14 protein-coding genes are annotated in these 13,589 nt (G+C 69.3%); 2 read left to right on the top strand and 12 right to left on the bottom strand.

Annotation, left to right across the window (positions count from 1 at the left end; genetic code table 11):
• Positions 1 to 250 precede the first annotated feature (250 nt).
• Positions 251 to 604, top strand: a complete 354-nt coding sequence (locus tag ADL05_RS08995) for an STAS domain-containing protein (RefSeq protein ID WP_053616416.1) — start codon at positions 251 to 253, stop codon at positions 602 to 604.
• Positions 605 to 625: 21 nt separating this feature from the next.
• Here the strand turns inward: ADL05_RS08995 and ADL05_RS08990 are convergent, their stop codons facing one another.
• Entirely contained in the window at positions 626 to 1,321 is a 696-nt protein-coding gene (locus ADL05_RS08990; RefSeq protein WP_053616415.1) for a M50 family metallopeptidase, read from the bottom strand.
• A gap of 262 nt (positions 1,322 to 1,583) precedes the next feature.
• On the opposite strand from ADL05_RS08990, the gene ADL05_RS08985 reads away from it, so the two are divergent.
• Positions 1,584 to 1,841 carry a hypothetical protein gene (locus ADL05_RS08985; protein WP_053616414.1) on the top strand — a complete coding sequence of 86 codons (258 nt, stop codon included), beginning with the start codon at positions 1,584 to 1,586 and terminating at the stop codon, positions 1,839 to 1,841.
• A gap of 46 nt (positions 1,842 to 1,887) precedes the next feature.
• Here ADL05_RS08985 and ADL05_RS08980 read toward each other — a convergent pair whose 3' ends face one another.
• The 11 genes from ADL05_RS08980 to ectA all read right to left on the bottom strand — a co-directional run bounded on the left by ADL05_RS08980 (position 1,888) and on the right by ectA (position 12,900).
• A complete protein-coding gene (locus ADL05_RS08980; protein ID WP_053616413.1) occupies positions 1,888 to 2,334 on the bottom strand; it encodes an SRPBCC family protein in 447 nt (148 codons plus the stop codon).
• A 64-nt stretch (positions 2,335 to 2,398) separates the two neighbouring features.
• On the bottom strand, positions 2,399 to 3,364 hold the full coding sequence (locus ADL05_RS08975; protein ID WP_053616412.1) for an NUDIX hydrolase: 966 nt from the start codon (positions 3,362 to 3,364) through the stop codon (positions 2,399 to 2,401).
• Positions 3,361 to 5,466, bottom strand: a complete 2,106-nt coding sequence (locus ADL05_RS08970; protein WP_082376211.1) for an RNA degradosome polyphosphate kinase — start codon at positions 5,464 to 5,466, stop codon at positions 3,361 to 3,363. Before ADL05_RS08970 ends, ADL05_RS08975 begins: the two co-directional genes overlap by 4 nt.
• 359 nt (positions 5,467 to 5,825) lie before the next feature.
• Entirely contained in the window at positions 5,826 to 6,761 is a 936-nt protein-coding gene (locus tag ADL05_RS08965) for a CPBP family intramembrane glutamic endopeptidase (protein WP_197285732.1), read from the bottom strand.
• A gap of 165 nt (positions 6,762 to 6,926) precedes the next feature.
• Positions 6,927 to 7,751 (bottom strand): ectoine/hydroxyectoine ABC transporter ATP-binding protein EhuA, encoded by an 825-nt coding sequence (gene ehuA / locus ADL05_RS08960; RefSeq protein WP_053616410.1) that lies wholly within the window; start codon positions 7,749 to 7,751, stop codon positions 6,927 to 6,929.
• Positions 7,738 to 8,373, bottom strand: coding sequence for an ectoine/hydroxyectoine ABC transporter permease subunit EhuD (gene ehuD / locus ADL05_RS08955; protein ID WP_053616409.1), 636 nt, complete (start codon positions 8,371 to 8,373; stop codon positions 7,738 to 7,740). The genes ehuA and ehuD overlap by 14 nt, the downstream gene beginning before the upstream one ends.
• Positions 8,374 to 9,102, bottom strand: a complete 729-nt coding sequence (ehuC, locus tag ADL05_RS08950; protein WP_053616408.1) for an ectoine/hydroxyectoine ABC transporter permease subunit EhuC — start codon at positions 9,100 to 9,102, stop codon at positions 8,374 to 8,376.
• A 7-nt stretch (positions 9,103 to 9,109) separates the two neighbouring features.
• A complete protein-coding gene (gene ehuB, locus ADL05_RS08945) occupies positions 9,110 to 9,958 on the bottom strand; it encodes an ectoine/hydroxyectoine ABC transporter substrate-binding protein EhuB (RefSeq protein WP_053616407.1) in 849 nt (282 codons plus the stop codon).
• A 561-nt stretch (positions 9,959 to 10,519) separates the two neighbouring features.
• Complete coding sequence (locus ADL05_RS08940) at positions 10,520 to 10,936, bottom strand: ectoine synthase (RefSeq protein ID WP_053616406.1); 417 nt, start codon at positions 10,934 to 10,936, stop codon at positions 10,520 to 10,522.
• A gap of 138 nt (positions 10,937 to 11,074) precedes the next feature.
• Positions 11,075 to 12,340 carry a diaminobutyrate--2-oxoglutarate transaminase gene (gene ectB, locus ADL05_RS08935; protein ID WP_053616405.1) on the bottom strand — a complete coding sequence of 422 codons (1,266 nt, stop codon included), beginning with the start codon at positions 12,338 to 12,340 and terminating at the stop codon, positions 11,075 to 11,077.
• A gap of 89 nt (positions 12,341 to 12,429) precedes the next feature.
• Positions 12,430 to 12,900: a diaminobutyrate acetyltransferase gene (ectA, locus tag ADL05_RS08930; RefSeq protein ID WP_053616434.1), complete on the bottom strand. Its 471-nt coding sequence runs from the start codon at positions 12,898 to 12,900 to the stop codon at positions 12,430 to 12,432.
• Positions 12,901 to 13,589: the final 689 nt, after the last annotated feature.

The following is a 13,589-nucleotide window of genomic DNA, read 5'->3' as shown; positions in this document are numbered from 1 at the left end:
CGCCGCCCCACGGAACCTTCGGTCCGGCCCCGGACGTTGGACGGGGCAGCAGCACCTGGTCCACGAGCACTCGGTGGGCGGGGCGCCTTCTCTCCGGCCCAGCCCGGGGAACCACACGAGGACATTGATGAACCATCAGTTTGGCCACCGCGGCAACGCGAAGAACACACCGGTCCGCACGCGCTCGTGGAGCGCCGTACGGCCGGCCTCGCCGACCCCTCGGGCCCGGCCCGACTACGCCGGAGTCGCCATGCCCGACCTGACCATCGTCTCCACGCTGCACGACACCGGGCGGGTGCTCGCGCTCAACGGGGAGATCGACATGGCCACCGAGCACCGCTTCCAGGACGCGGTCACCGAGGCGCTCACCACGCAGCCCTACGGCCGCGTGGTCCTGGACTGCTCCGACCTGCGCTTCATCGACTCCAGCGGCCTGCGCGTGCTGATCCGCGCGCACAAGACCGCCAGGGAGCAGCAGGCCGTCCTGGCCATCGCGGCCCCGATCCACCGGGTGCTGCAGACCCTGCGCGTGACCTCGCTCGACACGCGCATCCCCGTCTTCACGACGGTCACCGAGGCCCTGTCCGCGCCGCAGATGCGCTGACCGCCTTCCCGTCGGCGCCGCCTAGAAGAGCAGCAGCCAGACGCCCAGGCCGGTCACCGCGAGGTTGAACAGGCCGAACACCACGACCCACAGCGTGCCCGGCAGGCCGGTCAGCCGGGCCAGCTGGTCGGCGTCGGAGTGCGGGGAGGGCTGGCGCATCCGCTGGCCCTGGAGCTCGAACACGGGCCTGATCCCCGCGAACAGCAGGAACCAGATGAACAGGTAGGCGAAGGCCGCCTGGACCTCGCTCGGGGTGAACCAGCTCACGCCGAACACCACCGCCCCGGTCCCCACGACCGACACCACGCCGTAGACGTTGCGAATCATCAGCAGCATGGCGGCGAGCACCACGATGCTCAGCCACAGCAGCGCGGTGATGCGGTCGGACATCAGCATCAGGATGCCCAGCAGCCCGATCACCGACGACGACACGTACCCGGCGAAGACGGTCAGGACCATGCCGACACCGGTGGGCCTGCCCCGGGAGACGGTCACGCCGGAGGTGTCCGAGTGCAGCCGGATCGCGGTGAGCTGGCGCCCGCTGAGCAGCGCGACCAGCGCGTGTCCGCCCTCGTGGGCGATCGTGACGACGTTGCGACCGATCCGCCACGGCGGACCCAGCAGGACCGCCGCCAGGGCCAGGACGGCCGCCGTGACGATGATCCACCGCTCCGGTTCGGGCTGGACGGACAGCACTTCCTGCCAGACGTCACCCAAGGTTGTTCCCACCACTGCTCCCGAATCGTCGACGGAGGGCCGAGGGACCCGCCCTCGCATCGCCGCGGTGGCCGGGAGGCGCTGACCCGCGCGGGCCCTTGCCGAACTTTAGGGCATATGTGGGGACACCGTTGCCGACGGTCACCGCAAGGCCCGCGGAACGGTCGGCACTCGCGCTCCGATGAACTGGCCAAAGGGCACCGGGCGAATCTAAAGTCAGCACGTGCAGTACACACCTGACTACTCACAGCTAGGAACGTACGTGAAACGCATCGCCGCTCTCGCACTGCTGACCATGTCCACCGGTGCCGCCCTGGCCCTGGCCGCGGGCCCGGCCTCCGCCGCCGGGCACCACCACGGCTACGACGGTTACGACGGCTACTGCGGTGACCGGCAGGACAGCGCGGTCCTGTCACAGGGCCACCACCACGACTGCGACCGCGGCTACGGCCCCTACACGGCCGCCCACACCCTGCCGCTGGTCGACGCCGCGGGCCACGGCTACTACGAGTACCACTAGCCCGTGAACGGCCCGGGCCCGGCGGCCCGGGCCGTGACCCGCGCGGTCAGGCCGTCTCGGCCTTCTCCGCGACGTCCTTCAGGCGCGGCAGCGACCGCTCGATGCCGGCCGCGTTGCGCGCCGGGAGGCCGGCCAGCACGTAGTAGGCGGAGAAGCGGATCGAGTAGTCGAACGTCTCGGTGACCCGCGTCCGTCCCCCGTCCAGCTCCTCCAGTTCGTACCGCCACCGGTGGGGGCCGATGTGCCGCCAGGCGATCAGCCGGTCGGGAACGAACTCCACCACCCGGTTGGTCATCCGGTAGGGGATCCCGAACATGCGCATGTCCATGCCGAACTCCGAGCCCGCCTCCAGCCGCTCCGGGCCGGACACCGCGTCCTGGACCGTGCCGGACCCGTCGACCTCGCTGTGCCGGGACGGCGTGGCGATGATGTCGAAGATCCGCTCGGCGGGGGCGTCGATGACGATACTCCGCGAGACCCTGTGTGTACCCATACCGCGATGATGCCAGCGCCGCGGGCCGCCCCCGCGGGCACCCCCGCGCGGGCGCCCTTCCGGGTCAGCCCCGGGCGGCGTGCCGCTCCACGCCCGCCAGGGCCCCCTCCCGCGAGACGTGCACGACCCAGAACGACCCCTTGCGCAGCCCCGACTGCTGGGTGTTGGGCGCGCCCAGCCAGCCCAGCGCCTCCTCCATCAGCTGCGGGACGAGTTCGCCGTGCGTGCACACCACCGTCGGGACGCCCTCGACCAGCAGGGACCGGAAGGCGGCCCGCGCGTCGTCGGCGTCGTAGGTGCCGTTCCACACAGTGAGGGCCCGCTCGGTGCGCATGGGCACGTCGCACTCCAGCGAGTAGGGCAGCATCGACTCGGTGCACCGCGCCGCCGCCGACGACACCACTCGGGGCCGCCCGTAGGCGCTCAGGACGCGCGGCAGGGCCAGCGCGTCGGCGCGTCCGGTCCCGTCCAGCGGACGAAGCACGTCGTTGTCGGTCCAGCTCCGCTTCTCCCCGGCCGACAGGTGCCTGAGCAGGATGACGGGGAACGTGTGGTGCGGGCCCGCGCGGAAGTTGTCCAGGACCTGGACGTCGTGGTCGTAGGTGAGGCGCTCGCGGGCCTCCTCGACCGGGACCCACTCGACGGTGTCGACCTCGTCGTTGGGCTTGTAGTCGATGAATCCGCCGGGCTCGGCCGGGGTGGCGGCCCACCACTCCACCTGCTTGGGCCACCCGTCCTTGAGGTAGTGCTGCGCCGGGAGGCGGCGCCCGAGCACGGGCGTGAGCCCGGTCTCCTCCTGGACCTCGCGGACGGCCCCGATGATCGGGTGCTCGCCGTTCTTGAGCTTGCCCTTGGGCAGGGTCCAGTCGTCGCGCAGCGGCCGGCGGATCAGGACGACCTCCGTGCGCCCGTTCACCCCGGGCCGCCACAGGACCGCTCCCCCGGCCCGGATGGGCTCCAGGTACCCGCCCACCGCGGTGTCCCGGGGAGGGAAGGCGCTGGTCACCTGGATCCCGTCACCGTCGCTCATCCGCCCTCCACCACTCTCAGGTGGCGGTCGCCTCGCAGTGCGTCCTGCAGGTCCATCAGTCGTCGCCCCTCCTGGTCGTGCGTGTGGCGCGTCCACGAGCCGTCCGGCTCCAGGTGCCACGACGAGGTGCCGTCGGCCATCGCCAGGTCCATGAGACCGACGAGTCGGCGGCACTGCTCGGCGTCGGACACCCGGACGAGTGCCTCCACCCGCCGGTCCAGGTTACGGGGCATGAGGTCGGCGCTGCCCAGCCACACCTGGGGACGCCATCCGTTGGCGAAGACGAAGACGCGGGAGTGCTCCAGGAAGCGGCCGAGGATGCTGCGCACCCGGATGTGCTCGGACAGGCCCGGGACGCCCGCGCGCAGGACGCAGCTGCCGCGCACCCACAGGTCGACGTGCACCCCGGCCTGGGAGGCGCGGTAGAGGGCGTCGATGATCTCCTCGTCGACCAGCGAGTTGACCTTGATCCGGATGCGGGCGGGCTCGCCCTTGAGGCTGTTCTCGATCTCGGCGGCGATCTGGGCGAGCAGCCCCTCGCGCAGGGCCGCGGGGGCCACGAGCAGGCGTCTGTAGTGCTTCTTGCGCGAGAATCCGGTGAGGCTGTTGAAGAGGTCGCTGACGTCCTCCCCGACCTCCGCCGCCGCGCTGAACAGGCCGAAGTCCTCGTACACGCGCGCGGTGCTGGGGTTGTAGTTGCCGGTGCCGACGTGGCAGTAGCGGCGCAGGTGGCCGTCGCCGTCCTGGCGGATCACCATGGACAGCTTGCAGTGGGTCTTGAGCCCGACGACCCCGTAGACCACGTGGCAGCCCGCGTCCTCCAGCTTGCGGGCCCACTGGATGTTGTTCTGCTCGTCGAAGCGCGCCTTGACCTCGACCAGGACCACGACCTCCTTGCCCGCCCGGGCGGCCTCGATCAGGGACTCCACGATGGGCGAGTCGCCGCTGGTGCGGTACAGGGTCTGCTTGATGGCCATGACCTTGGGGTCGGTCGCGGCCAGGGCGAGGAAGCGCTCGGTGGTGGTGGCGAAGGACTCGTAGGGGTGGTGGACGAGGATCTCGCGCTCGCGGATGGCGGCGAAGAGGCCACCGGAGGTCAGGGCGCGGGGCTCGACCGGGACCATCGGCGGGAAGCACAGCTCGGGGCGGTCGGCGTCGGCGATCTGGCTCAGGCCCGCCAGGTTGAGGGGGCCGGGGACCCGGTAGATCTCCTCCTCCTCGGCGCCCAGCTCCTCGGTGAGGATGTTCAGGACCTCGTCGGTGATGGACTGCTCCACCTCCAGGCGCACGAGCGGGCCGAAGCGGCGCCGGAGGAGTTCGTTCTCCAGGGACTGCACGAGGTCGTCGGTCTCGTCCTCGTCGACCTCCAGGTCCGCGTTGCGGGTGACGCGGAAGGCGTGGTGCTCGACGACCTGCATGCCCTCGAAGAGCTGCGGGAGGTGGGCGGCGATGACGTCCTCGACCGGGACGTACCTGGCGTTGCCGCGGGTGCCGAGATCGATGAAGCGCGCCAGTGAGCTGGGCACCTTGACGCGGGCGAACATGCGGCGCTCGTCGCGGGGGTCGCGGACGGTGACGGCGAGGTTGAGGGAGCGGCCGGAGATGTAGGGGAAGGGATGGGCCGAGTCGACGGCGAAGGGCGTCACCAGCGGGTAGATGGAACGGCGGAAGTAGCCGTGCAGGTACTCGCGCTCGGACTCCTCCAGCTCGTTCCAGCGCAGGATGCGGATACCGACCTCGCGCAGCGCCGGGGCGACGCTGTTCTCGAAGCAGGCGCTCTGCCGGACCATCAGCTCGTGCGTGAACGTGGAGATCCGCTCCAGCAGGTCCCGGGGGTGGTGGCCGCTGGCGGAGGCCACGGCCAGCCCGGTCGCCAGGCGCCGCTTGAGCCCGGCGACCCGCACCATGAAGAACTCGTCCAGGTTGCTGGAGAAGATCGACAGGAACCGCGCGCGCTCCAGTAGCGGGATGTGCTCGTCCTCGGCGAGTTCGAGAACCCGCTGGTTGAAGCGGAGCCATCCCTCCTCGCGGTCCATGAAGCGGTCGGCGGGAAACTCGGCGGCGGTGGGTACCGCGGGCGTAGGCGCTGATTCCGTGCTCACAGTGGGCAGACTCCCCCTCTTTCATGACCACACGGTGACAACCCCATGAGGGGGAAATGACCGCAACACGACTCCTATGAACCATCTCTACCCATCTCACCCCCCATGCGCCTTCCGGACTGGCATTGTTTCCACAGGTTTCACACCCTTCGTGCGGAAACGACCGTCGGGCGCGGAGTGGTCACGGGGCGCGCAGCGGCGCGCCCTCCCGGCGGGCACTCGCGGGTGGGAGGGCGGGAACGGGGAAGGGCGCGTGCGATGGGCGCGTGGGGCGCGAACGGGCGCGTGCGACGGACACGCGGACGGGAGCGGGCGACGCGGACCGGGACGGCGGGACGGGGGCGGGGCGAACGGGAAGGTCAGGCGAGGATGCCGAATTCGAGGTCCGGTGGCATCAGCACGATGAACATCCCGATGCGGATGGTGACGTTGGTCCAGATGTTGCGGAAGCAGGTCCAGAGGTAGCCGTACAGGAGGCCGGCCGGACCGTAGCTCAGCAGCGAGAGGGCGAAGAGATGGCCGTAGCCGGCGTCGGGCAGCTGCGAGACCTCGTCGAAGGGCTGGACGAAGGCGTAGGCGAGCGAGAAGATCAGCGTCGTGGCGACGATCCCGCCCCAGCGCCCCATGAGGACCTCCAGACGTGTCTGGAGCATGGCCCTGTAGAAGATCTCCTCGCACATGGCGATCAGCGCGAACGCCAGCACGAACCCGATCAGGCCCAGGCTGAGCGGGGGCAGTCCGAGATTGGGCACGATGGCGTAGCCGGCCAGGACCAGGACCGCGGCCGCGGGGATCAGGCCCAGCCACCGCCACGGCGTGTTCACCTTCAGGGCGACGGCGGGCATGGCTGTGCCCTTGCCGTCCACCGTGATCCCCGACCGGTCCATCACCAGGATGGGCAGCGTGAACAGGAACAGCAGCCGGGAGACGAGGGACGCGGACATGTTCAGGTCCGCACCGGTATGGGCGCCGTAGATCTGGAACAACCGGGACAGCAAGACCATCAGCAGCACGAAGCAGCAGAGGAACACCCCGAGCCAGGTGAGCTCCCGGGTGAGCGGGTGTCCGTCCAGCGCTTGGCGGACGCGCTGGTCCAGGCGGTCCCGGTCGCCGAAGCCGCCGACCACCGCCCAGGCGATGATGCCGCCGGTCAGCATCGGCGCCCAGAGCACCAACAGCAGGAACGTGGTCTCCTCGGCGATGTCGGCACGCAGCACCGGCTGGAAGGCGATCGGTAGGGCGATGACGAGCGCGGCCACCGAGACCCCTACGACGAGCCCCCATCTTCGCACCATGGTCACAAGCGTCCCCCCCTGTCTCAGAACACTCATTCTGCCCAAGGGGAAACTAAAAGCTACGCAATGACTACGGTATGTCGTCAGTGCAGTTGCGGGGGCGCCGGAACACGAAACCCCGCGTACCGGATGAACCGGTACGCGGGGCCGCCGCGCGGCACAGGGTCAGTCCCCGTTGTCCAGGACCGACCGGAGGAAGGACTTGGTCCGCTCCTCCCGCGGGTCGCCGAAGATCTGGTCCGGGTGGCCCTCCTCTGCGATCTGGCCCTGGTCGAACATCAGGACGCGGTGGGACACGTCCCGCGCGAAGCCCATCTCGTGGGTCACGCACAGCATGGTGATGTCGGTCGTCTCCGCGATCTCGCGCAGCACGTCCAGGACACCGGCCACCAGCTCCGGGTCCAGGGCCGAGGTGACCTCGTCCAGGAGCAGGATCTCCGGCTGCATCGCCAGCGCGCGGGCGATCGCCACGCGCTGCTGCTGGCCTCCGGAGAGCTGCGTCGGGTGGGCGTCGATCTTCTCGCCGAGGCCGACCAGGTCGAGCAGGTCGCTCGCACGCTGGTTGGCCTCGTCCTTGGGCGTGCCCAGGACGTGGATCGGCGCCTCGGTGATGTTCTGCCGCACGGTCATGTTCGGGAACAGGTTGAACTGCTGGAACACCATGCCCACGCGCCTGCGCTTGGCCCGCAGGTAGCTCTCGCTGGCCGGCGCCAGGCCGGAGCCGCGGGGCATGTGGCTGAACGGCTCGCCGTCCACCCAGATGTGTCCCTCGGTGACCTTCTCCAGGGTCATCAGGAGCCGCAGGATGGTCGTCTTGCCCGATCCGCTCGGTCCGATGAGCGTGACGCGCTCTCCGGGGTCGACCTGGAAGTCCAGGTGGTCGAGCACGGTCAGGTCGCCGAAGCGCTTGACCACCTGGTCGAAGACGATCAGCGGCTGGCCCTCGACGCCCTGTGGTCCTTCGTGCAGTGGGGTCTCAGACGGCGGCATAGCGTCGCTCCAGTCGTCGGATCAGGATCGCGGAGGGGATGCTCACGATGAGGAAGAGGAAGCCGACCAGGGTGTACATCTCCACCACGCGGAAGTTCGCCGCGCCGAGCCGCTGCGCCTGGGTCAGGAGCTCGGCCACACCGATGGCGAAGAGCAGGGGCGTGTCCTTGAACATCGCGATGAGGTAGTTGCCCAGGGCCGGGATGACCTTCCGGATGGCCTGGGGCAGCACGATGGCCCCCCAGGTCCGCCGCGCGGGCAGGCTCAGTGCCCGGGCCGCCTCCCACTGGCCCTTGGCCACGCCCTCGATCCCCGAGCGGTACACCTCGGCGGTGTAGGCCGAGTAGTGGACGCCCAGCACCACGACGCCGATCGTCATGCCCGAGACGGTGCTCGGGGCGACGAGGAAGACGAAGACCAGCTGGACGAGGAGGGGCGTGGTGCGGATGAACTCCATCACCGCGTGGACGACGCCGCCGGCGTAGGGCACGCGCCGGACCATGGCGATGGCCAGGCCGAGCGCGAGCGCGATGAGGTAGCCCATCACGGTGGCCTGGACGGTGATCCACAGGCCCTCCAGGAGGTCGGGCATGACCTCCAGGGTGAACTCGAAGTCCCACATCTAGCCCACCCCCGCGCTTCCGCCGCCGACGGCCGGGTACTTGAGCAGGGCGCTCAGCCCCGTGCCGCCCGAGGGTGTCCGGCCGAGCCTGCGGTTGGCCCGGCGTTCGAGCAGTCGCATGCCGGAGATCAGCACCTGCGCGATCAGGTAGTAGAGGATGAGGGCGCCCACGAAGGCGATGATCGTCTCGCCGGTGCCCTGGCGCATCTGCTGCGCCACTGCGGTCAGGTCGGCCACCCCGATGAGGTAGGCGACGGCGGTGGCCTTCATCAGCTCGATGACGAGGTTGCCGAAGGTGGGCAGCATCTGGGCCCAGGCCTGCGGCAGCACCACCAGGCGCGTGCGCTGGAACCAGGACATGTTCAGCGCGACCGTCGCCTCGACCTGCGCCTTGGGGACGGCGTTGATCGCCGCCCTGACGACCTCGGCACCGTACGCGCCGACGTTCAGGCCCAGGGCGACGATCGCGGCGAACCTGTCCTCCAGCTGGAAGCCGGTGGCCACCGGCAGCGCGTAGGCCATCCAGAACATCAGCACCAGGGCGGCGATGCCCCGGAACACCTCGACGTAGACCGTGGCCACGGCCCTCGGCAGCCAGTGCTTCATGCTGCCGAGCGTGCCGAAGACCATGGCCAGGACGAAGGCCAGGGCACTGCCGCCGATGGTGAGCTGGATGGTGACCCACGCGCCGTCGAGATAGAGCGGAAGCCGCTCGATCAGGAACTCCACGGCTCGATCAGCCCTCGCAGAGCTGGGCGGTGGTGGTCTCGTCGGGCAGGTCGGCCTCGGTGAAGCCCCACTCCTCGCCCAGTTCCAGCAGGCGGCCGTTCTCCTTGAACTCGGCGATCACCCGGTTGACCTCCTCCAGGAGTTCGGTGTCCTCCTGGCGGAAGGCCAGACCGCCCCAGCCGCGCTCCTCCTTGCCGTCGATCTCGGGGAAGAAGGCCTCGGTGACCTCGAAGGGGCCGCCGCGGTCCAGGAGCAGGTAGGTGTGCGACACGCTCAGCATGGACATCGCGTCGGCACGGCCGGACTCCAGCAGCTCGTACCCGGCGGTCTGGTTGGAGATGAGCTCCATCTGGTCCTCGGGGACACCGAAGTGCTCGGCGTAGGTCTGCTCGACCGAGCCGTTGAGGACCGCCAGCGTGAGGTCGGGGTTGTCCGCGAAGTCCGTGAAGTGCTGGATGTTCTCCGGGTTGCCCTCGGGCACCATGAACGCCTCGGGCGAGGTGGCGGTGGGCTCGGAGAAGGCGACCTGTTCACAGCGCTCCGGCGTGATGAACATGCCCGCCGCGATGACGTCGAAGCGGTTGGCCTGGAGGCCGGGGATCAGACCGTCCCAGGCCACCGGGGAGGCCTGGATCTCGGGAACGCCCAGCTCCTCGAAGACGGCCTGGGCGACGGCCGGGGACTGCCCGGCCGGCTCACCGGAGCCGTCGATGAAGCCGAACGGGATCTCGTTGGCCAGACCGACCGCGACGAAGCCCTGCTCGCGCAGGCTTTCGAGCAGGCTCGGCCCGCCCTCCTCGCCACCTCCGTCGTCGACCCGGCTGCAGGCGGCGAGGCCGGCCGTGGCGAGCCCCACTCCACCCAGTCGGAGTGCGTCTCGGCGGCCCCAGGTTCCTCGCTTGACCGCTGGTACCTGCTTCTTCACGACTGCTCCTCGAAATAACTCGCGGAGCGGCGTCTGTGCCCCGAGGTCAGGGCGAGGACGCCGCGCATTCGGATGGTGGGACGCCGGAGGCCGGCGCACCGCGGCGCGGTGCCGCGGGTGCCGTCCGCCGACCGGAACACGGGTCGGCGGCACTGGTACGGGTTGTCCCTCCCCTACCCCACCTTGCGCTAACAGGACATGTTTGGTCCGTTATGCACTGGTTATGCATGGCTGACCATCGGGTGACCACCCGTTTGCCCAGCTCCAAGCACTCCACCTGCACCTTGTGACCCTGGGTTTCGGCTGCCGTCACCCTGGGGTCCGTGACTCCGGACACTCGCGCGTCCGCCGCCCCACACGTCCCATCACACGGTGGTCGCGACACGAGGGGGCCGGGCCACCACCCACGGTGATGACCCGGCCCCCTCGGAAGCGCCGCGCGCGGGACCGTGCGTCCACCTCAGCGGAGGCCCGGTCCCCTGCCCGTACTCGTCAGACGAGCGACGACTGCTCGCCGTCGGGCTCCTCGACGATGAGCGGGTAGACACCGTTCTCATCGTGGACCTCGCGCCCCGTCACGGGCGGGTTGAACACGCACAGCACCCGGAAGTCCTTCTTGATGCGGAGCGTGTGCTTCTCGTGACCGTCGAGCAGGTACAGCGTGCCCGGGGTGATGGTGTGCTTCTCCCCGGTCTCCTCGTTGGTCAGCTCCGCCTCGCCCTCGATGCAGTGCACGAGCTCGACGTGGTTGGCGTACCACATGGTCGTCTCGGTGCCCGCGTAGAGGACGGTCTCGTGGAAGGAGAACCCCACACCCTCCTTGGCGAGGATGACCCGGCGGCTGCGCCAGTTGCCGTGCTTGACGTCGCGCTCGGTGTCGTTGACGTCGTCCAGGCTGCGAACGATCACTGCTGTCTCCTTCTGCGCGGGTGCGCCGTCAGTCCGTGTCTGTGCTGGTGTAACAAGGGGAGGGGCCGATCGGCATCCCGTGGTCCACGGTGTACCGACCGGCCCCGCCACCCGAAGGTGGAGCGGTCCCCGGATGTCCTAGGCGGGCTGGGCCACCTTGACGGCCGCGCGGGCGGCGTCCGCCATGATGTCCAGTCCGGCCGTCAGCTCCTCCTCGGTCGCCGTCAGCGGCGGCAGGAGCTTGGCGACCTCGTCCTCGGGTCCGGAGGTCTCGACGAGCAGCCCCCGGTCGAAGGACTCGGCGGCGAGCCGCTTGGCGATCCCAGTGTCCTCGAAAGCAAGGCCGCGTGCCAGTCCGCGACCGCGCACGTGCGCGCCGACCTCGGGGAACTCCGCCGCCATCTCGCCCAGGCGGGCGGCGACCATGTCGCCCTTGGCCTTGGTGGCGGTGGCGAACTCGTCGTCGCTCCAGAACTGGCGCAGCGCCTCGGAACCGGTGACCATGGCGGGGTTGAAGCCACGGAAGGTGCCGTTGTGCTCGCCGGGCTCCCACACGTCCAGCTCGCGCTTGAACAGGGTGAGCGCCATGGGCAGGCCGTAGCCGCTGATGGACTTGGACAGCGTGACGATGTCCGGGGTGATCCCGGCCTCCTCGAAGCTGAAGAAGTCGCCGGTGCGGCCGCAGCCCATCTGGATGTCGTCGACGATCAGCAGCATGTCGTACTCGCGGCAGACCTCGGAGAGGCCGCGCAGCCAGGTGGCGCTGGCGACGTTGATGCCGCCCTCGCCCTGGATCGCCTCGACGATGACGGCCGCGGGCTTGTCCAGGCCGGACCCGCTGTCCTCCAGCAGGGTGCGCAGCCAGAGGAAGTCCGGCGTCTGGCCGTCCAGGTAGTTGTCGAACGGCATCGTGGCGACGTGGTCCAGCGGAACGCCGGCGCCGCCGCGCTTCATCGAGTTGCCGGTGACGGCCAAGGCGCCCAGGGTCATGCCGTGGAAGCCGTTGGTGAAGTTGATGATGGTCTCGCGACCGGTGTACTTGCGCGCCAGCTTCAGCGCGGCCTCGACGGCGTTGTTGCCCGCCGGGCCGGGGAACTGGATCTTGTAGTCCAGGTCGCGCGGTTTGAGGACGATCTCCTCGAAGGTTTTCAGGAAGTCGCGTTTGGCGACGCTGTAGGCATCAAGGCTGTGGACGATGCGGTCGTCGGTCAGATACTCGATGAGCTTGGTCTTCAGCTTCGGGTTGTTGTGCCCGTAGTTGAGGGAGCCCGCCCCGGCGAAGAAGTCGAGATAGGGCTTGCCGGTCTCGTCGTACACGTGGCTGCCGACGGCCTTGTCGAAGACGACAGGCCAGTTGCGGCAGTATCCGCGGACTTCGGATTCGAGGCGCTGGAAGGTCTCCATCGTGTGTTCCTTGGTTCCTTTCCCCAAGTTCGTGGGCTCGTGGCTTTGACGACGGGGTGGGTCAGGATCGATCGATCCGGTGCGGATGTTCAGTCACGCCCTTGGCTCGGTCGCGGCCCGAACGGGCCGATCCGAACGAGGTCCTCGGGTTCGTGCGGTGTGTCCCCTCCGGCGGGGAAGTGCTCCACGCCGAAGAGCGGACTCCACACGGCCTCGGTACCGCGGTCACGGGCGAACGACGCGAACAGCGCGCGGGATGCGGCGTTGTCCGGTGTAACGGTCGCTTCGAGGTGAGTCATACCCCGTTCGATGATGCGGTCCCCGATGAAGTCGAGCATCCGGCGGGCCAGCCGCTGTCCGCGGTACGCGGAGTCGACGGCGACCTGCCAGAGGAAGTAGGTGTCCGGGTCGTCGGGACGGACATAGCCGGTGACGAAGGCGGCGAGACGGCCGTCGGCGTCCTTGGCCACGACACTGCTGGTCGCGAAGTCCCTGCACCAGAGCGTGTAGGCGTACGGGGAGTTGACGTCCATTCCCGTCGCCCCCGCCAGCCGCCACATGAGCGGACCGTCCTCCACGGACGGGTGCGACAGGCGCACGCCTCCATGGCCCGCGGCCCCTGTGGTCTCGGAGCGCTCGGCTCCGGCGTCAGCGTGATCGCGTGCTTGGAGATTCGTTCGTTGATGTGGCACGTCGATCGAACATAGCGAACGAAGGTCAATGGGATTTCAGGGAGATTCCTCGCAGATGTTTCGGCCCGCCCGCATGGGGTATGGCTTGTTCATTTAACAGCGGTGCGAGCCTGTGACCTGGGCATTCGCGCGGGGCGACCACCCCGCCCGGAGAGCGGCTGACGCCGCCCCCATCAGGCGCTTCGGCATCCTCACCGGGGGCCGGGAAGGCCCCGGACCGCCGGGGTCCGCCGATGGCGCGCCGCGGCCGTCAGGGTCAAACATAGAGCCTGAACGAGCAATATTAAGCGTGCGTTAAGTCACATCAACTCGGTGGAAACCTCGCGACATAACGGGTGAACGGGGCCGATCGGCACGTCACGTCGCACATCGTGTAGGCCGCGGGCGGCGTCGTGCGCTGCGAAACCCCCGCTGTGGGCGCCCTTCGCGACGTTGCCGACTCCGGAACGACACATGGCCCTCCGTTGGCGTACGGGTGGGCAGAACGGGTCCGACGGCCGCCGACGTCCTTGCCGATTCACAGATTTTGGCGCAGACTCCGTGTAGTACGACCTCAT

Origin of the sequence: Nocardiopsis sp. NRRL B-16309 (genome assembly GCF_001279585.1) — a bacterium.
Lineage (GTDB): Bacteria > Actinomycetota > Actinomycetes > Streptosporangiales > Streptosporangiaceae > Nocardiopsis.
The sequence above is the reverse complement of the archived record's forward strand: the minus strand, read 5'-3'. Positions and strand labels throughout refer to the sequence as shown.